Genomic DNA, 23336 nt, shown 5'->3' on the forward strand with positions numbered 1-23336 from the left:
TATCAGCTCTTTTCAAACTTATTTTTGTTGCTGCCTATAGTACTGCTGAACAGCACGACTAAAGCCATCACGATCACGGGGATCTTCAGGAAGTTGCAAATCAGATGAGCGGCCGCGGCGACAGTGAATCGTGCCTAATGGTGCCGTCAATCGATTCAAGAGCAAGCGCAGCGGTTTATAGCGAGCACCCACAGCGCGATCTAACCCCTCGTAGCGAAAAACCCAGGGCACGATGCTGCCGCCGTAATGCTGAGCCAACATCCAGGCGCTGGACGAGACCCGCTCTTCAATCGGTGTCACCAACGATCCGTTCGGAGCAATCATGATTTCACCGTGATCCCTCAACAACGTGGATGCACTCATCAGCCCCGCAAGACGGGACTGGGGCTGTCGATGATCGAGCACCGCTGAACCGGCATTGCGCGCCGCAGCCGCGTAGCCAGGCAGCACCCATTTGAGATGCAACTGCGCCGTCGTGAGGCCAGGCAACTTGAGCACGGCCTGAATCACCAAGCCATCACAGGGGCTGCGGTGATTAAAAATGTGCACCAAGGGAGTGCCAGGTTGTTCAGAGGGTTGGCTGTCGTCAACCACCACCTGCACACCCAAGGCACGCAGGGCGACAGCGGACGCCAGGGTCATCAATTGGGCCGCCCACTCTGGTCGGCCGAGCAGTGCGGCTGGAAGTTGTAGGCCGTACAGCACAAAGCCCAGGCCAGCCCATGCCATGCGAGACACCACCCGAGCCCCCAAGACCACAGGGTTCCGAATCAAAGGCGGCTTCAATGCCGGCAAGGTGGGAGTCGACTCCAGCTGGCGAGCTTCCGGGCCGATCGGAAAGGTAGTGCGGAAGGGGAAGTCCCCATCGAAATTGCCATTAACCTGCGTGCTCATCACGAGATGGTTGTAAAAGCGGTAAAAAAGCGGCCGATTGCTGGGCTGAGGATCACGCCAGAAGTCGTTGAGGGGTTTTTGATCTGTGAGGCCTTCCAAGTTGTAGAAGGTGTTACCCATGGTCTTGGTTGGAACTGCATGAAACAGGGCTTGAAGGCCCACCGTGCTGTTCACAGTGATTACACCTCGACACGTCCGTAGATACCGACTTAATGGGCCATCGTGGAAGTAGTGCACCCTGCCGACAACGTCATAGCGGCGGGCCAAGAGGGCAATTAATACGCCGTAATTGTTGTAGCCGCGATCGCGCGGGTGATGTTTAAAGGCCAATTGATCCGAAGCATGGGCATGCTCGGAAAAAGATCGAATTACATCTTCAATGAAATCGTGCATGCCCCGATAGGGGGATCCCATCTGAATTTGAGAATCGCTGGAAACCTGCAGGACAGAAAGGAAAAAAGACTCATGTTCCAGCAGTCGCCGCTTCACAACTCTCTCGGTCCAGCGATACAGCCAATAGCGCCAGCTACCGCGCACCTGGCACCACAAAAAACGCGGAGAGGGCTGCAGTTTGTGCTCCCCTTCGATGATTGGGTAATGGGTAAAAGCATGCTGAATAAACGTGGGCGCTTTCCAAGCCTTGCGCCATCGCGACCCCGGATCCAGGACGATGTCTTGGGGCAGTTGATCGACAGGAGCGAGATCCTGATAAAAAGCAACCGGCTTGTTCAGATTGGATCGAGCATTCACTCGATCACGCTCCAACGTGACGTAGTTGGGTCGTAAATAGCCAAGTTCAAACACCCACGCTTCGATACCGAGCGACTGAGCTTCTTCAATCGCGATTCGATGGGGAATGATGAAATCCCCGTACATAAAAATGTGCCGGATACCGCGGTCCTGGAGCAGACGTCGGACATACGGACGCCACGCCTCCATATCACCGCGAAATGGCACCGTTACCTCAGACGGGAACCCAAATTCCCGCAACGGGAAGGCGACTTTGGTCACGGGGATCCCACAGCCCCTGAGGTAGTGGCAAAACCGGCCAAAAAACAGGCCAATCGGACCCATTAAGAGGAGCACTGGACCATCAATGCGCACTTGCACCAGAGCCGGCGCCCGTCCCCTACCCAAACCGCTCACCATCGGGTGTATCAGAACGAAATCCTGGCATGCCCTAACGACGGCGGAGCCGACCCCAATGGCGAAACAGTGCCTGCACCACGGTGCGGCGTTGGGGGGGAGCATCTTTCCAGGCAATCAACTCATCAATGGCCTGCTCAGGGGTGATGAACCAACCACTCCCACGACTGACGTATCGGGGATACTCGATTAATGCTGCATGGACGAGCGCATCGAGCTCCACGGAACGACCGCGTCTCGAACAGCTCTCACGATCACGGGTTAACCCCCAGCCCGCATAAAAAGGCAAACCCCAGCAATGCACCTCCACGCCTCGGAGGAGCCCCTCAAACCCCGCCAAAGATGTGAGCACATGCAACGCATCAATCTGGGTAAAAAGCTGGTCAATCGACCCTGAGGTCAGCACCTCATCGCAACTGCTCTGGGCGATCTCTTCCCCCTCTCCGGCGCGACAGAGGCCTGCTGTTACATCGGGATGGGGTTTGTAGATGAGATAGGCATCGGGTTCAGCAGCTCGCACGGCCCGTAACAAACCGAGGTTGGTGCAAACCCCAGGCGCACCAAACCGAATCGAGGCATCACTCTCCACTTGACCCACCACCAGAACGACCCGTTGAACCTCGGAGGGGCGCTGCCAGGGGGCCGATTGAAGGTTGTATTTGGTGATCGCTGCACCCACCAACCGCTGCCGCAGTTGTGCTGCACGCTCTAGCTGAGAGGCCGACCAATGGCCATGGGACAACAAACCTTCCAAATCACTGGCCCCCGTGGCGTCGTAATACATGCCGCGGCCATCCACCACCCAAGAGATCGGATCGATCAAGTCGGCCCCCAGTCCCACTGACCGAAGGAAACCATCCTCCACTTGCAAGGTCGGTAACTGGCGACGGTCCGCGGCGCGCAGCAGCCGTGGTTTGCCACGACGGCCCCACACCGCCACCGCATCGATGCCCGGATCAGGGAGCTTCCATGGCATCGGAAAGATCACGTCGCTCCCGGCCATGAAGCGTCGAAGGTTGCGTTGTTTCCAGGGAGTGAACCCAAACGCCTGCACTCTTCTGGGAGCCAAGACATGCGTCCGGCGCTGCAAGCCAATGGCCCGCATCAAGGTTTCAATCGAGCAGGGCTCGTGCTGATGGGGATCAATGCAATGGGGATACGCAATGAGGGCTCCATGCACTAACGCCTCTAAAGACACCCCTTGTTGACGGCGAGCAGGCGGCAATAAGCGGTCGTGGGTGAGCCCCCAACCGGCATAAAACGGCATCCCAAAACAATGGACCGGTCTCCCCCAAAGCAGGGCCTCAAATCCCATCTGAGACGTGACGGCATAGACCGCCTCCGCCCGTTGCAGCAGTCCAGCCGGATGCAAACCATCCGCACTCACTCGAATGCGGGGATGGTCCAGATCATCGGCACTGAAATGCCCCCGCGCCCGGCCGTGAATGACATCGGGATGCACCTTGAGCACGATGGTGCAGGCCGGATAATCCGCCAAGGCCTCCCGCAGCATCGTTCGAAAACTGTCTGGGTTAGCCCAACCAAGGGGGATCGAACAATCACCAGCTGATTGATCCACCACCAGAACAAAAGGTTCCTCTGGCACCGGAGATTCCTGGGCAGGATTCACTTTGCTGAGCCGCTGCTCACACCAAAGCGCCTGAACCTGCTGCGCCCGAAGGCGTTGCTCTGGCGACAGCTGCGTCGCAATCAAGTGCTCGAGGCGACTGGGAGCTGTCGCATCGAAGTGAACCCCCAGATCATCAACAAGAAGGGCCAGCGGTGGATCAGCATTTCCTTTGCCGAGAGAGCGCAGAAACCCATCCTCGATGTGCCAAACCGGAAGCCCCCAGTACTGAGCCAGCCGTTCAACCCGGCGCGCACTCGGACGACGCCCCCAGGCCAACAACGCATCGACATCACGACAACGACCCGGCAGCAATTGAGCCGGCGCCAACAACCTGGGCAGGGTTTGATGCACAAGCATTCCCTGCGCCGGCACACCGAGTCGCGCAGCAGCAAGCCTGGTCATCGGGTAAGACAGGGCATACCGAATCCTCTCCGATGGCGGCCCATGCTGCAGCGCTGGCCTTGATCCCCGCCCGCGGAGGATCCAAGGGAGTCCCGGGCAAAAATCTGCAAGACGTGGGAGGCCTCCCCCTGGTGGTGCGCTCCATTCATGCTGCGCAGGCCAGCCATCGGGTGACTCGCGTGGTGGTTAGTACCGATGACCATGCAATCGCAGAGCTTTCACGGGATGCTGGGGCCGTCGTCGTCCAACGCCCGCAGAGCATTGCGGGGGATAGCGCCAGTTCTGAATCGGCCCTGCTGCATGCCCTCGATGCCCTGGCATGTCCAAGTCAATCGCCCAATGGACTCGAAGCCAATGTGGTGTTTCTGCAGTGCACATCACCATTCACCACTGGTGCAGAAATCGACAAGGTTCTCGCAGCCCTCGACCAACCGAAGATCAACAGCAGCTTTGCAGTTGCTCCTTGGCATGGCTTCCTCTGGAGAGCCGATGGAGAAGGCATCAACCATGACCCAAACGCCCCGCGCCAACGCCGCCAAGACCTCGAGCCGAGTTTTCTGGAAACAGGGGCGATTTATGCAATGCGCACCACCAACTTTCGTGCAGGAGGCCAACGGTTCTGCCCCCCATGGCAACCCGTCGTGCTGACCGATCCCGGTCCAGAAATCGACACCCTTCAAGATTTGGCACTTTGCCGCAGTCTTGCCTCAGTCTTATCCAGCTAATTTCAGGGGATCCGTAGTTCATGTCGATGGCGCCTGTCGCTCCTAAGCGCCTCGAAGGTCGCAAAGTCGCGGCGGTGGCATGTTTCGACTCATTCGGAAAGTTGGCGATGACGCTCCTCGCGGCCTGCCGCAGGGAGGGAGCCGAAACCACGCTGCATCTGCTGGAGCTCAACAATCGAGCTCTCTCCCGACGGCAACGGTTGGAAATCCGCCGAATCGACCCGCGAACACGCATCGAAAAACACAATTGGAGCGATCTGCATAACCTCGGCAGTCCGATGGCTGGCACCGTCGATGCCCTCATCCTTGGACTCGACGGTCGTCGCAGTCGCGATGCCCTATTACAACTCCATGGAGCCTGGGGCCACAGCACAAGCAGGCCACGCCTGATCAGTGCCTATCCAGGCATTCTCTTCCGCTTCGCCCTGGAGGGCATGCTGGATCGCTCCGGTGCTGATTTGTTGTGCCTCAATAGTCAGCAAGATCTCGCGCTTTATCAGAAAGGCTGCGCCGCGCTGGGACTCGATAGCAGCAATGCAGTTGTCACGGGACTACCCATCCTTTGGCGCACCCATCCCCGAACGGAATTCCCTGAGAAACCATCGATCGTCTTTTTTGAGCAGCCCTCTATCCCTGTTCATCCCCTTCAGCGCCGGTTTGTGTGTGAACAACTGGGGGATTTATCAGCAGCCTGGCCCAACCATTCAGTGATCTTCAAGCCGCGCACCTCCAGCATCGAGAGCACCCTCCACCGCCGCCACGGGGAGATGGCCAGCGTGATCGACACCATGTCGCATCAACACAGCAACCTGAAACTGAGCTTCAAGCCAGCCACGCAACTGTTACGCAAGTGTGGCTGCGCGATCACGGTGTCATCAACGGCTGCACTGGAGTCCATGGCCATGGGCATCAGTACACGGATCGTCGGTGATCTGGGAGTAACCGAAACCTTGGGGAACCACTTTTTTGCCGATTCCGGTGCGATCGCCAATTTTTCAGCCATTCGTGACAACCCCTTTGAGGTGTTGCACGACAACACCTGGCTGCAGGACCAGGGCTGGAACCCGAATGGAGACAGCCGCTTCGTTGAAGCGCTCGTCAACCGTCTCCAAACCGCACCGACTCCGCTGCTGACCAACGATCTAGGCCCCATCAGCTGGGGAAGCGAAGCTTGGCAACGCACGGCATTAGGCAATGGCGGCCGCAGGATGTTGAGCAGTGGAGGAGCGCGTTCCAGTCAACGAAAACGCCATCACACCCGTCGAATCATTCGAACGGTCCGGGACAGTGTTGTGGGTTTTGGTTGGTTGTCAAAACTTCTGCGCAAGTAAGTGAGCATCGTTCTGGTTGGCGACGGTGCACTGGAGCAGTACAGCTGCCATCGCTTTGCGGACGCCTGGCGCCAGGCGGGTCGGAGTTGCCTCGTTGTGGGCCCTTCCATGGCAGACGACCAGCCATTGCCTCATCGATCGTGTGATCTGACGCTTGATCCGAAGGAACTGCTTGGCAGCACGGTGTTGGAGCACGCCACTGCCATTGGATTATTTCTACGCAACCCCGCAGACATTGAAGCGTTTACGGCGGGATACAGAGCCCTTCGCCGAAGCCGTGGCCTCTGGACTGCCCCAATCTTCAGCGGCCCCCTGATGCCTCTTGCAGGGGACGAACTGATCAATGCTTTTCTGCAGCGCCTCAGTTGTGATCTGATGCTCGTCAGCGGCGACGATCAGTTGAGGCAGCTAAGGGCCATGACAAGCCTCTGGCCTGCTGAGCTAACAAAGCCACAACTCATCGCGACGGGCTTCTGGTTTCCGGCGATTCCCCCGACGCCGCCCAGCCAAAAACCATTGCTTGTGGCGCTTCTTCAACACGAGATACCAACGCACCTAGGCGCCAAAGAGCAATTGATTCGACTGTTGAAACGTTGGGCTCGTGAACAAACCGATTGGACGGTCGTGTTGCAACCAGATCATCCCTGGAGGTCGGCCCCGTCGTTAGACAAAGGCCACGCCAAGAACCCACCAAATGTGGTGGAGGCAGCACCGGAACAAATGCTCGGACTTCTGAGTCGGTGCACGGCTTGCCTATCGGTGAGTTCCCCCTGGAGCCTGGCAGCGATGATGTGGGGCCGAATACCAGTTGTGGTGGGGGATTACGGCATTCAAGCTGAGCAGCACACCACCAATTTCTTCGGCTGTGGCGCGATGCATCGTCTCCGCGACCTAGGGGGCCTGCACAAACTTCAGCAGCTTCCCTTGGCGAACCAAGGCTGGCTTGAGGCCATGGGGGGGTGCATTCAGGACGGTCCGCTTCGCCTTCTGATCTCCCTCGACAGCCTCAGCTCGGGGAACACAGCCCCATGAACCGTTCGCTAACGCTGTTGCTCATCGCCGATAGCGACAGCCAACTCCTGGCCTGTGAAGCGCTCTGTCGATGCCAAACAGCACGGCAGGTGGAGTTCACCATCAACGTGATTCCCAGGGATGGCACGCCCCAACACATTCTTCAACGGATTGCCAACCTCGGAACGCTCTGGCGCCAAAACCTGGCGCACCTACTCAACAATCCAAAGCTTCTGCAGTTCGATGCCGTTGGTGTGTTCCTCACGGGGAGCAAGCTGAACGACATCCGTATTGCCCTCGAACGACACCCAGCACGACCCAAGCTGTTTTGTGGATTTAATGGCGTCGTGCTCGAGCACTTTGTGGAAGGCATCAGTTGGAGATTGGGCTACGACCTGATTTGCCTTAGTGGTCCGCGCGACCGCGATGCCCTCAACCAGCTGGTCGCCCATACCCCCTTCGCTCGCCAGCAAACGGTGCTGACCGGTCTCCAGCGCAATGGCACGATCGAGACGCTCACTCCGGCCGCACAACGACCCAAACGCCTGGTCTTTGCAGAGCAAGTCGTGATGCCCGCCTCCGCAAGAGATCGAGCAGAGATGGTGAAAATCTTGGCCGACTTGGCGACCCGTTCACCCAATTGGGAGGTATTAATCAAACCCAGAATTGCTCCTGGTGATGCGACCTTTCACGACGTGGACACCCACATCAGCATCACCCTGCGCCAAACCCTGGGAGTTCCGCCGGCCAACTTGAAGCTCGACTACCGCCCCTTACCGGACTTGCTATGCAAAGCACGGCTCATGGCAACGATTTCCTCGACGGCATTTTTTGATGCTCTGGATTTCGGATGTCGTCCTGTCTGCATGAACGATCTCGGACTCCGCGCCAGCCATGGCAGCCACGTGTTTGCCGGTAGTGGTGTTTGGCGTTCTCTGCGCGATGTTCCAGGCCTTGATCAACTGGATCAAGAGCTCCAAAAACCAAATCCTGAATGGCTGGATTGGATGGGGTACGGCGAACGCTATGGCGCTGAGGATTTATTCGATGCCCTAGAGCACCTAGAACCCCCAGCCACCAAGGGCATCACGCACTGTGGCTATCCAACCAATACCCAGTCCAGCTTCAATCAACTCAGGGTTGGCGCAGAAGCAGCGATTTGCACAGCGGATTGGCGGGGAGCCGCTGATCTCCTCTCTCAGGCCGCACAAATGCGCCCACAACACCGGGGAGTAGCCCGTCGACTGGCGGCCGTGTCGTGTCGAAACCCCTTACTGCGATGGGGTGGGCTGATCCTGACGTACCGAGATCTGGGGTAATGTCAGCCCTGGATTGACCTCGAGGAGACGAAGCGAGCACGGTGAAAGGCATCCTGATTGAACGCAATTTCACCCAGTTCGTTGTCTTTGCAGAAGACAGCATTCTCTCGGCGCTGAGCAAAATCACAGCCAACCAGTCCAGGCTGATTTTTGTGGTTTCCGAAAGCGGAATCCTTCAGGGTGTTCTCACCGACGGGGACTTTCGACGTTGGATCGCATCGTGCGGAGAGATCGATCTCAACCGTCCTGTGACTGCAGCCATGAACCCAAGCTGCCGGTCTGCTTTGGAGAGCAGCTCAACAGCTGAGCTGGCCGCACTGCTGAATTCCAGAATCATTGCGCTGCCATTACTGGACAGCCACGGACGCATCGTTGCTGTGGCGAGGCTTGGAACTGGCGCATTGCAGCTTGGACAACACTCCATTGGGGAAGAACATCCATCTTTTGTCATTGCCGAAATTGGCAACAATCACAACGGCAATATCGATATCGCCTTGCAACTGATTGACGCTGCGCATGCCGCCGGAGCGGATTGCGCGAAATTCCAGATGCGCGATATGGGACGGCTCTACAGCAATTCAGGCAAGAGCAGCGATATGGCGTCGGACCTGGGGACGCAATACACCCTTGATCTGCTCGAGCGCTTTCAGCTCAGCGATGACGAATTGTTCCGTTGTTTTGATTACTCAGCCAGTAAAGGGCTGGTCCCCCTGTGTACCCCATGGGATGAAACAAGTCTGCAGAAACTGAATCAGTGGGGAATGGAAGGCTTCAAAGTTGCATCTGCTGACTTTACAAATCACGCCTTACTGACACAACTTGCAGCGACTGGTAAGCCATTAATTTGCTCCACCGGAATGGCTTCGGAGCTAGAAATTCGTTCTGGAATTCGCCATCTTCAGAAAGCTGGTGCAAATTATGTTTTACTGCATTGCAACTCCACATATCCAACACCTTTTAAAGACGTCAATCTCCGCTATTTAGAACGCCTTCGTGAGCTAGCCGATGCACCTGTTGGCTATTCGGGGCATGAGCGGGGCATCGAAATCCCTATCGCCGCAGCAGCCCTTGGAGCCGTGGTGATTGAAAAGCACATCACCCTTGATCGAGGGATGGAAGGCAACGATCACAAGGTGAGCCTTCTCCCAGACGAATTCAACCAAATGATGCTCGGCATCCGTCGTGTTGAAGAATCAATGGGACAAGGGGGAGAGCGGAGTATCAGTCAAGGCGAAATGATGAATCGGGAAGTCCTCGCCAAAAGTCTTGTGGCGTCGTGCGACATCAATGCTGGAACAACGATCACCGACGCGATGGTGAAGATCCAGAGCCCGGGCCAAGGACTGCAACCCAATCGTCTTCATGAGTTAGTTGGCCAAAAGCTTCCGATCAGCAAAAAGAAGGGAGACATCTTCTTCCCCTCAGACCTTGAAACCCAAGCAGCCACACCACGTGCTTACAGCTTTGGCCAACCCTTCGGGCTGCCGGTTCGTTATCACGACATCAGTACATTTTCCAAAACAAGCAACCTCGATCTTGTTGAAATTCATCTGAGCTACAAAGACCTCGAAGTCGATCTTGATGTCGTGATTCCGGAGCGACAACCCATCGGGCTTGTTATTCACGCCCCTGAATTATTTGCAGGTGACCACACACTCGACCTATCGACTGCTGACGATGAATATCGCCAACATTCGATCCGAGAACTTCAGAGAGTGGTTGACATCTCAAAAGACCTACGTAAACGCTTTAACTGCGAAGAGCCAGTTCTTCTCGTCACTAATGTTGGTGGCTTCTCTGAGCACCATCATCTCGATGATCAGGAAAAACAACCCCTACGTGATCGACTGATTCAGAGCCTCGATAAAATATCGACATCTAATGAGGTGGAAATCATCCCCCAAACGATGCCACCATTCCCATGGCATTTCGGAGGGCAGCGTTATCACAATCTTTTTGTCGACGCCGATTTTATTCAAGCCTTTCATAACGACACCGGAATGCGGGTATGTCTTGACGTATCCCATTCAAAACTAGCTTGCAACCATTTGGATGCATCGTTCAGTGAATTCTTGAAAAAAATTCTCCCTTTCACTGCACATCTACATTTGGCAGATGCCCAAGGAGTGGATGGCGAAGGCCTTCAAATCAAAGAGGGAGAAATTGATTGGAAAGAACTATTCAATCTTATGAATATCTACTGCCCTAATGCTTCCTTTATACCTGAAATTTGGCAAGGTCATAAAAACCGTGGAGAAGGAGCATGGATGGCACTCGAGCGATTAGAAAACTTCTGCTCAACAACCCAAAATAATGCTTCTGTCGCGTGAGTCAGCTCCAACCCAAGCGAATCATTTTGCATTGCGGTGTGCACAAAACTGGTAGTACATATCTTCAACGCAACCTTCAGGCCAGTCGGGATAAATTATTAGATCAAGGAATCCTATACTTCGGACCACAAACCATCAAAAAGAGATGTCCTGGCCTTTGGAAATACCTCCAATGGGGACGGAGCGACAATAAGCCAAAGACACTTTTACGCAATCAAATACTGAGTGTTTCTACTGAGCTAGCAGGAGAGGAAGCGCTTGGAAATATTCATACCATTCTGGTTTCATTCGAATCAATTTTTGGAACACTTAGAGCAGGACTCACCACTAAAGACCGAAGAAATCCTGCCAATAAAGAAAATCAACCAGGCCTCTATCGATACAGTAGAAGAAGAGTCAGACGCTTGATGGAAGCCTTTGAAGTAGCCCTATCAACAAAATCAATTCAATGGAGCATCTGTTTTGCCAACAGGGAAAGCGACGACTTTATTCGCTCTTGCCATGTTCAGCTGATCAAGGAAGGCCATGAAATTGCCAGCTTGAGCCATGACGATTTCGTTCAAAACACTGACTTTGCGCATGCAGAAAAAAACAAATTAATCGACGAGCTCAGTGCCCTGAAAAAAAATCGTATGATCAATATCATTCCCTTCAGCTATGATAAAAATATTGACAGATCAGATCCATGCGTCTATTTAAACAACTTTATTAAAATAATCATGCCTGAGCTGGCTGAGCAAATTCAACCCATTCTAATCAACGATATAGAGTCAAACAATTCGAATAAAACCTTCAATCCTGGTATCAGCGATCGAGGCATTGAAATCGCCAAAGAAGCGCGACCAATCTTTACAAAACAAGAATGGAAATTGTTTCGCAAATTCTTACAAAAGAATTTCACAAAAGGGATTTAATTGATGGCACAACCACACCATTTCATCCGGATAAAAACATGCAAGCTGCTTTATGGCCGTGTTCCAAAAGCTGCCAACTCATCGATCAAAGCAGCTTTATGTCGACTTTTAAGTGAACGACCACCGAAAGGGACAAAAACCACATCAGACAAGTTTTGGCAGCATGAAACAAATAATGAGACCGAACTAATCACATTACGCAAAGCTCGAAAATATCGACGCAGCCACTTTAGCTTCAGTTTTGTGCGAAATCCATTTGATCGCCTTATCGCTGCTTACAACAATAAAGTTATCGAAATAGAACAGCCACCACTTCCTATGCAGCACATGGGAATTCATCACAATATGTCGTTTGAATCCTTTCTCGACGTCTTGATTGATACACCAATACAGCGTTATGACGTTCACGTGTTACCGCAAAGTCATTTGCTATGCCTAGGACGACAAGTTATTCCAAAATTCGTTGGACGAGTCGAACAAATTGATGAACATTGGGACATTCTACGAAATATTCTGTTACGAGAAGGCATTCATGTAATGGAATCATTGCCGCAGAAAAATGTACGCCGAAGCGAGAAAAACAGCTTAAAAGAATACTTCCACAATGACTCACTCGTCAGTAAAGCACTGCAGCTATATGGCGACGATGTTAACTTATTTTATAACGATACAAGTATTGACAACTTGATCAATAATGCGCCACTTCCACAAATCACACCGTTGCAATCTCGTTCCCTAAAACTATCAAGCTGGCTTCAAGATCATGTCTTCAACCGCTAGGCAAACAAGCTGGCTTAGCGATTTACGTTGTTATCAAGCCATTCAAAAGAGTCTTGCTGGGCAGCATGACCACATCGCGAAAGCCTATCAACATCAGTGGCCTAACTTCATCATCATTGGATCAGCCAAGTCTGCCACCACCACACTGGCAACCGTACTCAGCCAGCACCCGGAGATCCAGATCAGTGCATCAATGGAGCCGAAGTTTTTTGGCCGAAATTACAGACGTGGCTGGGAATGGTATGGACAGCAATTCTCCAGCGGAGAACATTGCCGCCTGCGTGGGGAAGCAAGCACGATGTACACCTCCTCTTACCGCTCTTATCAACACACACCACAACTCATCCGCCACCATCTCGGAATCATTCCGCTGATTTATATCGTTCGTCACCCCTTGCGACGCATTGAATCGCATTGGCGACATTGGCGAGGGAGAATCAATGATTGCCCACCCTTTCATCAACTCCTGAACTCAAAAGCACTAAAACAACGAGTGGTGGAGGGATCTCTTTACCACAAGCAACTCATGCGTTATCGCCAGTGGTTTCCCGCCAAATCGATTCACTGCCTCTCGACAGAGGAACTCACCGCCCATCCCATCAAAAGCCTAAATGCAATTTTGAAATTTCTAGGCCAACCCGCCAACGGCTCGGCACTTCTTTTCAAGGGATCACTCCCTCTGGCGAATCCAGCAGGCTCAAAGGGACGACGCGATATTGAACCTCCGCAATGGACAGCCGAACTGAAGAAACGGACCCTCGAAATCATTCAGCCCGATAGCGAAGCGTTTCTAAAAACACTTCACTGGCCGAACAACACCTGGCAATGGGATTAATACAACCTGGAAATCCGATCAACTTAATTGAATACTTCAGAAACACCAACAAAACCCTACTTATGACAGTGAGCCTTAAACCGATAGGAAAGATTGGTCGCTGCATGCTTTGTTTTACGACCAGAAACTCTTTTTCGCCAAATACGAAAAGAGGATGATTTCATCTCCTTTCGCATAAGCGCAATCACATCGCTTTCAGACAATCCAAACTGATACTGAATCGCCTCAAACGATGTGCGATCTTCCCAAGCCATTTCTATAATCCGATCAATAGTTGAAGATTGCAGATTATCCATTAATAATATGTTAGGGAATAGTGTTTGAGAACTGGGATGTCATTGGGAAATTATTGAGATGTTATTGAGATGTTATTGAGATGTTATTAAGATGTTCAATCAATAGTTGATCATGATCTGATAATAAATGAAAAAAATAAGGCATATTAATCGATACAAAATAATAAATTAATCCAACACTAGCAAGAATATTTAAATTAGAAATTCAAGCCGGCGCAACTTCCGACTCACCGATCTCTGGAAATTTCACAACAAGTAAATCCTCAGACGTGATGTCTCCGTTTTGGTCGAGAATTTCAGGATGCGTCGTCAGCAAGCCGGTACGGTCATGACGTTTTGATGATGAATAAGATCCATTCGTGCTGAAGCCCAGGGTCATCATTCGGAATGCCTGAACTAGAAGGAAGACAAACGCTGCTGTGAAAACAATTGGGAAGAGGAAAGTCAACATAAAATCAACCTTCTCTCTTTGCCACAGGAACGTCGGTTGGCTGAGCCAAGACGTAGACCACACCGGTTGTCAAAACCGCAGTCACAGCAATCAAAGCGAGGATGGCAGAGGAGTAGTCGCCCATAACAAATTTCACGTATGAAGAAACGTTACGCGATCTCACGAGCATCCGTGGATGGTTGAAGCCGAACCTGCCAAAACATGGGGCCAGTGACAGGGGTGATCACAGATGAGACGCGCAGAGAGCAGATCAATCACTCAGCCTTGGGAATGCCATGGATGACTGAGTACATCAACGGGTAGTTCTATTGCTATGGGAGCACTACAACCAGAAGAAGGATTATGAACGCGTCATGGGAAAGGCTAAAAAGCTGTCGAACGAAGCGAATGATCAGCTGGTCACCTCACTCATTGGGCTGGCAGCCATTTTTGTGTCGTGTGCGATCTGGTGGTCCATTGCCCCTCAATGGCTTACAAGCACCTGGCAAACCTTTTAGGCAACTAACGGTAGTTCGTCTGCTATCACCAACGGGTAGTTAGGCCTTGGACCAACTTGCCCAAGCGCAATGGCACGTGCCCGTTCATATAGAACGTTATCAACCTCGCCGGCAACCTCTAGATCAACAGCGATCCTTGCCCAGTTGTTGATTTCAGCCTGATCCACGGAAATAAGGCTCATTGCTGAGAATTACAAGGTCAATGGAAGCGATGCGCAAGGGGAGGTCAGCAACACAAAATCACTTTTCCAATAATTCATTGCTTATTCATGACCTTCCAAGCGACATACACCACACCGCCAAGAAAAACGAGAGGCAAGATAGCCTTCACGAAGCCAAGAGCAATCCACACCACAAGGATGCCAACACCCAGGCCAACGCCTGTTTTTTTGACCATTGCCTGACTCTCATCAGTCATGGTGGACCACTTAGGGAGAGGCATGTCGGAAATTAACGACGAGATGGTTAGCTAATCTTGTCGAACTTGAGGCTGAAAAGCTAGTCCTCATGGCGTTTCAAATAGCCAAGGAACTATGAACGTCATTCAAACGTTTGAGATCACCAGTATGGATCTGCTCAAACAAAAGTATGGGACGTAATCGGAACGCATTCATCATCTTCACCAATCAACTGAACAAGTTGGATGTCTACATCGGCCTGCGTCAGGGCCAGAATTTGAAGCACATAACAATCGACAGCTTGTCCCAATTCACTAAATGATTCAACTACAACAGAACTTTCGCCGTCGTCGACACGAACTTGATACTGCATTAGATTAACGTACTAAAGAGCAGAGAGAAAACGCTCAGAAAAACCAACGTAATTGAAGACATCCTAATGAATACAACCAATAAACTGCTTGCAAACAAGCTCAAAAGAAAGATTGTAAAGAATACTGATCACTCAACAACATTGAAATTATTCGCCGCAAGGTTCTTCCGCCGCTAGCTCGCGCAAAAAACGACGTCGCTGAGGAGATTCATATCCGGTGAGTTGTGCGTCGTCGGATTGGGGTTCAGCCTGTTTGATCTCCCTTCTGGCAGTCAGGTCTTTTTTGCTCATGTCATCGCTTTTATCGGTTCTCGCGCTGTGGATCCTTAAGACGAGGATTCTTTAGCGTAATAATAACCTCACATATTTTTGAGCGTTTAGCAAGAGCGTTATTCAACGTACTGGGGGAAAGCATCGCCTCCAGCCTGCGGCTTGCATCCTTTTCCACTCCTCAATGGCGCCATCTCTCAGTAAGCGCCGACGCGACTGCGGAATGGGATAGTCAGGTTTTCTCCAGCGAAAGGTTCGGATAGTGGTCCATGAATCTTGGATTGACGGATCATCAACGCTGAACTCACAGACCAGCCCTTGCTGGTCATTCACGAGCCAACCCTCACCATCTTGAGGGTTGGCTCCTTTGCTAGAACTTTCAGTTTGCTTCCACATCAATAAATTCTGACCATCGCGGAGGCTAAATTGACGCTATTGCAACGGAATGCCTTGGAATAGAAACAAAAGCGGGGGAATTAAATCAATTAGAAACTTCTTATTCATTCAATACGCATAACAACCTTGATTTAACCCTGACATACCGCACAAAACCTTTGATCAGGGTTGAACATGCGAAGAAATGGATACCTCCCCCACAAAAACCAAAGAATGAATCCACTTTCATTGTTCAAGAAGGTAACGAGAAAAGATTTCAAGGTTACAAGGAGCGAGGGAGAAGAACTAAACCATAAGGACTCTAAAAAGCCGACCAAACAGCCAAAGAAATAAGAATGGAAAGCACTACTATCGCAAAATAGAATTTATGATTAGAATACACACGACTGGAATTGATTCTCGACCATTAGCAAGAGTTACTCACAAAGACGCCTCAAGCCATTTCACCAATCGAAAAACTCGAAGGACAGTAGTGGCTTCTCCTTAGTTGAAACAGTCGTCGTCATTACTGTGATTACGATTATGAGCGCAATTTCTTTACCTCTGCTTTTCGGAATTCAAGAGGCAGCAGCAGACCGACTTGTAAGGCATAGCATGATAAAAGCATACAAAGAGTGCAAGATTGGAATCATAAAAGGGGCCCTAACACCCACTTTTACTATAATGATTGGACTTCATAATACTAATGGATATTATAAATTTTACCAGCAGTACGACTACATTCCACGAAAAGATGGATACATCCCACCAACTACAATTGGCAACTGCATTGGCCCCCTCGGAGCCCACAGGATCGGAGTTCGAAAAATTAAGGGACAGGGCATCGGTGGTGAACTCTGGCTTAATTTAGATACAGCGGAAAAAAAAGAGAAGGGCAATATCTCATGGAATAACTAGATATGCGGACTGGCGAATCACTGCACTAACGTGCGATATACTGCTACTAGCAAAGCAATCAATACAATACTTTTTAACTCATGCAATTGGAATAAAAATCTCTCTACAAATGCAACACATATACTGCTAACAAATCATAATTACTGACCATAGTTAATAATTTTCCTGCAATCATGTCATCTTGGCATCATAGCGATATAAACAATATTTAAACATGATTTATATGCAGACGAAAAAGTTATTCAAACAGAGAGAGCAATAATTGCGAGACCAGCACGAATGCTTAATCATTTCAATATCTACATACTTTGCAGAACTGAACAATAGAAAAATCAAGACAAGTCACTATAGATACAGCTTCGATGCAACATTCGGTTCGATGTCGGACGTCATAATAACAACATCTGAACTTAACGAACTGGAGATCACCAGACGCCCAGCTCGAGCCAAAACAACCCAATCAGAGACATAGAAGCGATCGTGATCGAAATCCATTGGTCCTTGAGAACACGAGTCATAACAATGATCATCACAACCCAGTCAACCTGCTGAACCCTCACTCCGCCACCCCCACAATCAATAGAGTTCACAACTGACGAGTTTATAGATCATGGTCGACACCACATAAAACATCACACAACTCGGTTCTTTCCAAACACCAGAGCAACACGATGCTGAACGCAGAAAAGCCAGTGTCGATGGGTGTAGTATCAATGAAGGATCATTCACCAATTATTTCAAATCCAAGGAACGACAACAACAACACATTGACCTTTGAGCAACTCAACCTTTGTGCTGAAACAGTCAGATCGATCAGAGAAGCAGGATATCTATCGCCAACACCAATTCAGACCCTAACGATACCGGAGGTATTGCAGGGCAAAGATATAATGGCATCAGCCCAAACTGGAACTGGAAAAACAGCGGCTTTTATTCTGCCAATCATAGAGTTACTTCGAGTAGAAGATAAGCCGAAACGGTTGCAAGTACATTCCCTTATTCTGACACCAACCAGAGAACTGGCAGCACAAGTTGAGGCCAACGCGAAGGGATACACGAAATATCTGGGCATACGATCTGATGCTGTTTTTGGTGGAGTTAGCATTCGTCCGCAAGTTAAACGACTGCAAGGTGGAGTCGATATTCTTGTGGCAACACCAGGCCGCTTACTCGATCTAATCAATCAAAAGACTATTCGATTCGACAATCTCAAGATTTTAGTTCTCGATGAAGCAGATCGGATGCTCGATATGGGTTTTATTCGAGATATCAAGAAGGTGATTGAATTCTTGCCCAAGAAGCGTCAAAATATGATGTTTTCGGCGACATTTAGTGCCCCAATCAAAAAACTTGCCCTCGGATTACTGAACGATCCCGTTGAAATCAAAGCCTCAGTTCAAAACAAAGCTGCTCCCACGATTGAACATCTTGTCCATCCTTGCGACATGGCTCGCAAAGTTGACCTGCTCTGCCATCTCATCAAAACAAACGAATGGAAGCAGGTGCTGGTTTTTGCACGGACAAAACATGGTGCCGATAAAGTTGTAAAAATTCTGTGCCATCAACACATAAAGGCATCAGCAATTCACGGAAATAAAAGCCAAGGAGCCAGAACAAGGGCACTCGAAGGATTCAAAAATGGAGACGTCAAAATATTAGTTGCCACAGATATTGCCGCACGAGGAATTGATATCCATCAACTGCCATATGTGATCAATCTTGATTTACCAAATGTCGCCGAAGATTATGTCCATCGCATTGGACGGACAGGACGGGCCGGTGAGAATGGACATGCCATCTCATTAGTTGCAGCAGAAGAAGCCCTATTACTCAAGGCGATTGAGAAATTTATCGGCAATCCACTCCCAAAAGTTGCTGTTGTTGGATTTGAACAAAAAATCTTAAAAGCTGAACCGCTGAAACAAGGCGGTCAACGGCAACGTCGATCTTCCCAATCAGTACGTACGGGTCAAAAGGCAAAAGCCAAACCTGGTTCCTCACAACAACGAAAAAATGATTGGAGAAAGTCATCGAATCGATCGACACAAGCAGACCGAAGAACACGTCAGCGCTGATGTCAAAGATAGAAGCCATCATCGAGCCCTACAACAATGGGTAGACGAAACGTTTTTATCCATTGATTCCACGAATGTTATCCCCAGTGGATGGTCATCTCCCCATGGGCAATGACGATCTTCGAAATCATGTCCATGAGATTCGATTGGTCCAAACACGTATGACGACGATGACTTGTCGTCGGTTTCTACTACGCGACGATCAGCACAACACTGCATACACATGCAAACGAAATCTGCATCGATGCCGATAAAGCCTCCGCCACACGAGTGGATACACCCAAGAACAAAGCCGAGCTTAGTCTTGCTTCAAAGCAGCCATTCATCCAATCGAAAGGCTTCGAAGAATGTTTGGCCTGGAATCGGCCAAGGTGAATGCAACTAGACCGTCACAAGGGCACGCAATGTGATGGTGAGTTCTTTTAGGTTGTCCGAAATCGAGGTAAAGACAGATGACCGATCAGTCACAGACTGCAGTTTGGCCAGCACTGCTACCCACATTCCTTTTCTTTGGTGGGTTGGCGTCCGCGGCACTGCTAACTCAGCTAATCAGCTAATCACGGATATCCAGAGAAGAATCGATCCATCGTCATCTCGGAGCGACGCCTTGAACAGCGAGATCAAAAACCGAAGAAAATATAATTACCTATTTTCAAAATGATAAGAAAGAGGATTTTTTTTGAAATTCTTGTTTAAGTTTGCCAAACATAAACGGAGGAAAGAATGTCTGGCCAGTCAAAGTCTCCTGCCTGTTACTTACGTTGGACAGTCAAGAAAGTAGCCGACAGAATGTATGCTGTCGCAGCAACTGTTGACGGAATTGAGTACGACTTTGTTGGAAATTACAAGTCGATTCGTGACGCTCAGAAGGCAGGTCGCCGTTACGCTACAGACCTCATGCATAACTCGATGTCCGGCGGACAGCTGGCCTTCAGATAACCCATGTCTCGAACCGGCATGTCGCACGCACAACCACAGAAGAAAATACTGTGAGAGTTTGACCCAGCCTTGGTGTTGGGTCTTTTAATGATTTCTAATTGATATTCAAGAGATATCGCAGCGAATCGGTTTGCAAACAGGATGCAGCCCTCATCAACAAAAGGGCAGTGCAGGCGCCTCATTCATTATCGATAGAGCCAGGGCCTCGATAAACCTTGCTGAGTATCCTTCCATATTCCAATCCTAGATTGACGAGCTTGATCTTCGATAAGGAGTAGCTTCGGGCCATCGCAGTAGGACAGACTCGTATTATGGGCATAAACCAATCCAAGACGAATTAATTCCTCACCAATATCGACACCACCAAGGCTAAGAATATTGGCAACAAGCCAACCATTCTGATCATAATTTAGCGGTTGAACATTGATTCTTGAATGACGAGGTAAAAGTCCAATTAATGTATTTCTAGCGATTCGTCCATGGGGAGCCTGCCCGATCTCCGGTGCCTCGATACATGCAAGACGAATTTTAGTTTGCTTGCCTTGAAAGCTTGCAATTACTCTGTCTCCATCAATAACACGAAGGATGATCGATGCCTCTAATGGGAGAGGACAAAAAAGCAGGCTAAGTAGTCCGATAGCCATTTTTAATTGCATCATCGATCGTTCTTCCACATTTTAAAGATAAGAAAACTTCCGAGTGCCGCAATCACGAAAGCAATCAACGGCAACATCCAAAACTGCACCAGCGTCGTGGGAATACTGAGCTGACTGGTTAGCCAGTTGCATGCACGAGTCATACAAGCTTCTGAAAGTCAGTCATCAGCGGTTACCTGATCAATATGGTTAGAACAGTTAGGCAAAAAGTAGGAACACCAATGAAGTTCGATTCGATGAATGCTGAGCCGATGGGCACCCTCATTCACGACGGGAAACACAAGCCCTTCCATGCGCTTGCGTGCCCTCTGAATCCGCAAGTTAAGCCAGTCAAAAAAAGGGCGTGCGATTCTTAAGCAGACTTCAGGCCATAGGCCGCTCGAATAAGCAGTCCGTAATGAAAAGGGATGTTTCGAAGACATTATCTTGATGAAGTCTTTCAGCCTTGAGCATTCTTATAATGAACCAAATCAGTTTCACTCAAAATCTTCACCAGGACGGTTCAATTTCCCATCGTTTGGTCATTAGCCCATAGAGTTCAAAATTTCTCAAATGATCTTGGGCATCCCACAGGCATGGATACTCCAAACAAACACCCTCAGAGATGCAAACAAGGAATTATCCATCCACGGTCGTCTTAATAACGGTCTTCTTAATGACGGTCTCATTACAAGACAACTTGATTTCTTCAATCAGTTGGTAAGAGACTTTTTATTATTTTGGATGGGGAAAATTTCAACTTTGCATTAAATGGAACCAAATTTAGCTTATTTGGAAATGAAATTATTGACCGACATTCACTAACGGCATGTCTAGGAGAATCAACCAGCATAACAGACTTTCTGGATGGTTACTTCTTAGCGACAAGGTGAGCAACTATCACATCAAAAGCCCCGTCTTGCGAAGGGGCTTTAAGTCTTCTTGAACCAAATAAAGGATTTCTTAGTTCAAGTCATGTAAGTTGAACTGAGCAACCTAAAGATAGCAAAGGATCTAAAGAAATCCCCTTATGTGGCTACTGCAGAAAAGGCAACAATTGCTACCACTCGAGTTACTTCAATCAGGCCGGCAATTGTAAAAACAGTTGCAATTTTGGTAACAATCTTCGGCGGCTTGCCACCAGACCATGCCATGGACATTTCCATATATTCGAAATCACTACCCTTCGGAAAGACAATACAGTGATTGGGCTGAGCCGAAAATGATTGGTTTAATTGACTAGAAGCACCAATCGCTTTGTCCGAGTAGGCATACCCCAGCGACATGGCGGCTGTTCGATTAAACGTAACCTGGGGAGCACCAGCAGATGATTTCCAAGAACGCATATATGGAACCGTATGCTTACCAAACGTTTCCAAATACTCAGCAGAATCAACCATTGCATCAATAACAGCTGCATGCCCGAACTCAGCTTGGAGAGCAATCAACTCAGAAATTTCTGATTGGTTATAAGGTACCCTTCCAAGCAGATGCTTGAAATCTAGTTCAATCGTCCGCATTGGAGAACAATTCGTATAAAAATTACGCTCATAGAACTCTGATTTTGCGATCCCTTTAACAAAGTCTTTCATGGCTATTTCACCATTTAAAAGCTGAGATTCCAACTCAACCGAACGCTCATAATCCATAAGATGAGCATTGCCATACACATGGATATAAGCAGCCTGGATAGCCTTTTGACAGGCTTCAGCAGAAGCATCGGTGAGCTCTCCTCTTGGCACTTTGGTCTCACATTCCTCATGCAACCTTGGCCCCATGGGAAGACTCATCTTTTCACAGCCAGCCTGAAGGAACTCCGCCCTCGTCAAAGAAATTTTGATCGGTGACTTTCGATCAAACTTAAAGGGATGACCTGTGGTCCGCTCTCCACCAAACTTCGTAATTATCGACTGAGAAGAGATCATTAATCGCTTAAATTAAAGCAAATGGACAATACTATATTTGTCAAACTTGCACCGAGAAGAAAACTACTCTGCAAGCAAATAGCAAATAAAGACATACATGTTTACGCGAATAAGGCTCAAAGGTGACTATTCCCTAAGCAACATGACCACATTTTGCTTTTTATATAGAAAAAAAACAAGGCGCCTAATATTCAAAAAATCATGCAGTTGGCATTGAATCCAAGATTCGAGACGTCGGCCGCATCACCCCACACACGCAACGACCTATACGAGAAGCCCGCTCTAGCCGCTCCGACGCTGGCAACAAGTGAAAACAAAATGGATCAAAAGGGAGCAACATCAGCCAATGGCTCATCGTCCACCTTCAAGTGAGTCAGCACACAACGCGTTGTGCAAACCTGATCAGAGAGATCACATTCGCTGATGCAAACAAAGTATTCATCAACCGCCTGCCATCGCTCAAAGATAGTGCTGTGACTGTGTTCTCCTTTAATTGAATGCATTTCCCTTCTGCAGCTTTGAGATATTTATGACGAGTTTCTTTTGGCGTCAAGCCTCACATTGCGCCGGGTAAACTACCTAGGAATATTTAACTAGCCAGAAAGAATCATTATCACTACACAAAACCATGGATTCCATAGAGGTTATGTTTGACGCCACAAACATGAAGGGGCAAGTTAGTAAGAAGAAGACCAACAGAACCGTGTTAAGTACCTATTGACTCTCAATCTGAGAAGAGTAGATACAAGTCAGTCGAAACGAACGTCATGATGACCATCTGTTCAGGCTTCTTTGACTGCTGTCTTCCTATTGACTTGGGAGAAAAGGCCAACAATTCCGAAGCACCGAAAACATCACATGAGATGA

The 23336-nt window shown here is 49.5% G+C and carries 20 protein-coding genes; 10 read left to right on the plus strand and 10 right to left on the minus strand.

The genetic code is table 11. The annotated features are described in order from the left end of the window. Positions 1-18: 18 nt before the first annotated feature. The gene (locus BL107_RS11415; RefSeq protein ID WP_232193004.1) at positions 19-2145 is read right to left on the minus strand and encodes a capsular biosynthesis protein; all 2127 of its coding nucleotides are present in this window, start codon (positions 2143-2145) and stop codon (positions 19-21) included. Next, positions 2075-4072 carry a capsular polysaccharide biosynthesis protein gene (locus BL107_RS11420; protein ID WP_009790521.1) on the minus strand — a complete coding sequence of 666 codons (1998 nt, stop codon included), beginning with the start codon at positions 4070-4072 and terminating at the stop codon, positions 2075-2077. Before BL107_RS11420 ends, BL107_RS11415 begins: the two co-directional genes overlap by 71 nt. Before the next feature lie 32 nt (positions 4073-4104). On the opposite strand from BL107_RS11420, the gene BL107_RS11425 reads away from it, so the two are divergent. Genes BL107_RS11425 through BL107_RS12050 form a run of 8 tightly spaced genes read left to right on the plus strand, consistent with a single transcriptional unit; the run spans position 4105 to position 13317 of the window. Continuing rightward, positions 4105-4797: a cytidylyltransferase domain-containing protein gene (locus tag BL107_RS11425; protein WP_009790522.1), complete on the plus strand. Its 693-nt coding sequence runs from the start codon at positions 4105-4107 to the stop codon at positions 4795-4797. A gap of 26 nt (positions 4798-4823) precedes the next feature. Next, positions 4824-6128 carry a DUF6716 putative glycosyltransferase gene (locus BL107_RS11430; protein WP_037988551.1) on the plus strand — a complete coding sequence of 435 codons (1305 nt, stop codon included), beginning with the start codon at positions 4824-4826 and terminating at the stop codon, positions 6126-6128. Next, positions 6129-7160 (plus strand): DUF6716 putative glycosyltransferase, encoded by a 1032-nt coding sequence (locus BL107_RS11435; protein WP_009790524.1) that lies wholly within the window; start codon positions 6129-6131, stop codon positions 7158-7160. It begins immediately after the preceding gene. Then, positions 7157-8458: a DUF6716 putative glycosyltransferase gene (locus tag BL107_RS11440; RefSeq protein ID WP_009790525.1), complete on the plus strand. Its 1302-nt coding sequence runs from the start codon at positions 7157-7159 to the stop codon at positions 8456-8458. Before BL107_RS11435 ends, BL107_RS11440 begins: the two co-directional genes overlap by 4 nt. 41 nt (positions 8459-8499) lie before the next feature. Then, on the plus strand, positions 8500-10788 hold the full coding sequence (locus BL107_RS11445) for an N-acetylneuraminate synthase family protein (RefSeq protein ID WP_009790526.1): 2289 nt from the start codon (positions 8500-8502) through the stop codon (positions 10786-10788). Continuing rightward, positions 10785-11702, plus strand: coding sequence for a hypothetical protein (locus BL107_RS12780; RefSeq protein ID WP_156779463.1), 918 nt, complete (start codon positions 10785-10787; stop codon positions 11700-11702). The genes BL107_RS11445 and BL107_RS12780 overlap by 4 nt, the downstream gene beginning before the upstream one ends. A gap of 3 nt (positions 11703-11705) precedes the next feature. After that, a complete protein-coding gene (locus tag BL107_RS12415) occupies positions 11706-12482 on the plus strand; it encodes a sulfotransferase family protein (RefSeq protein WP_009790529.1) in 777 nt (258 codons plus the stop codon). After that, positions 12466-13317, plus strand: coding sequence for a sulfotransferase (locus BL107_RS12050; RefSeq protein WP_009790530.1), 852 nt, complete (start codon positions 12466-12468; stop codon positions 13315-13317). Before BL107_RS12415 ends, BL107_RS12050 begins: the two co-directional genes overlap by 17 nt. Positions 13318-13373: 56 nt before the next feature. Here the strand turns inward: BL107_RS12050 and BL107_RS12420 are convergent, their stop codons facing one another. From BL107_RS12420 to BL107_RS11485, 6 genes are all read right to left on the minus strand, one after another. Continuing rightward, positions 13374-13613 carry a TIGR03643 family protein gene (locus tag BL107_RS12420; RefSeq protein WP_009790531.1) on the minus strand — a complete coding sequence of 80 codons (240 nt, stop codon included), beginning with the start codon at positions 13611-13613 and terminating at the stop codon, positions 13374-13376. A gap of 205 nt (positions 13614-13818) precedes the next feature. Next, positions 13819-14064 carry a DUF2973 domain-containing protein gene (locus tag BL107_RS11465; RefSeq protein ID WP_037988557.1) on the minus strand — a complete coding sequence of 82 codons (246 nt, stop codon included), beginning with the start codon at positions 14062-14064 and terminating at the stop codon, positions 13819-13821. A 753-nt stretch (positions 14065-14817) separates the two neighbouring features. Next, positions 14818-14979, minus strand: a complete 162-nt coding sequence (locus tag BL107_RS11475; RefSeq protein WP_232193006.1) for a hypothetical protein — start codon at positions 14977-14979, stop codon at positions 14818-14820. 158 nt (positions 14980-15137) lie between these two features. Further along, a complete protein-coding gene (locus BL107_RS11480) occupies positions 15138-15332 on the minus strand; it encodes a hypothetical protein (protein ID WP_009790536.1) in 195 nt (64 codons plus the stop codon). A gap of 147 nt (positions 15333-15479) precedes the next feature. Beyond that, a complete protein-coding gene (locus tag BL107_RS12785; protein ID WP_156779464.1) occupies positions 15480-15623 on the minus strand; it encodes a hypothetical protein in 144 nt (47 codons plus the stop codon). A gap of 102 nt (positions 15624-15725) precedes the next feature. Beyond that, positions 15726-15998, minus strand: a complete 273-nt coding sequence (locus tag BL107_RS11485) for a DUF1651 domain-containing protein (RefSeq protein ID WP_009790537.1) — start codon at positions 15996-15998, stop codon at positions 15726-15728. Positions 15999-16403: 405 nt separating this feature from the next. Here BL107_RS11485 and BL107_RS11490 point away from each other — a divergent pair, with 405 nt between their 5' ends. Beyond that, entirely contained in the window at positions 16404-16895 is a 492-nt protein-coding gene (locus BL107_RS11490) for a prepilin-type N-terminal cleavage/methylation domain-containing protein (RefSeq protein WP_156779465.1), read from the plus strand. Positions 16896-17566: 671 nt separating this feature from the next. Then, positions 17567-18970, plus strand: a complete 1404-nt coding sequence (locus tag BL107_RS11495) for a DEAD/DEAH box helicase (protein WP_009790540.1) — start codon at positions 17567-17569, stop codon at positions 18968-18970. A gap of 1124 nt (positions 18971-20094) precedes the next feature. Here BL107_RS11495 and BL107_RS11505 read toward each other — a convergent pair. Together BL107_RS11505 and BL107_RS11515 are read right to left on the minus strand one after the other, a co-directional pair. Then, positions 20095-20583, minus strand: coding sequence for a thermonuclease family protein (locus BL107_RS11505; RefSeq protein WP_232193008.1), 489 nt, complete (start codon positions 20581-20583; stop codon positions 20095-20097). A 989-nt stretch (positions 20584-21572) separates the two neighbouring features. Next, a complete protein-coding gene (locus BL107_RS11515) occupies positions 21573-22469 on the minus strand; it encodes a phycobilisome rod-core linker polypeptide (RefSeq protein ID WP_009790545.1) in 897 nt (298 codons plus the stop codon). Positions 22470-23336: the final 867 nt, after the last annotated feature.

Origin of the sequence: Synechococcus sp. BL107, from assembly GCF_000153805.1 — a bacterium.
Classification (GTDB): Bacteria; Cyanobacteriota; Cyanobacteriia; order PCC-6307; family Cyanobiaceae; genus Parasynechococcus.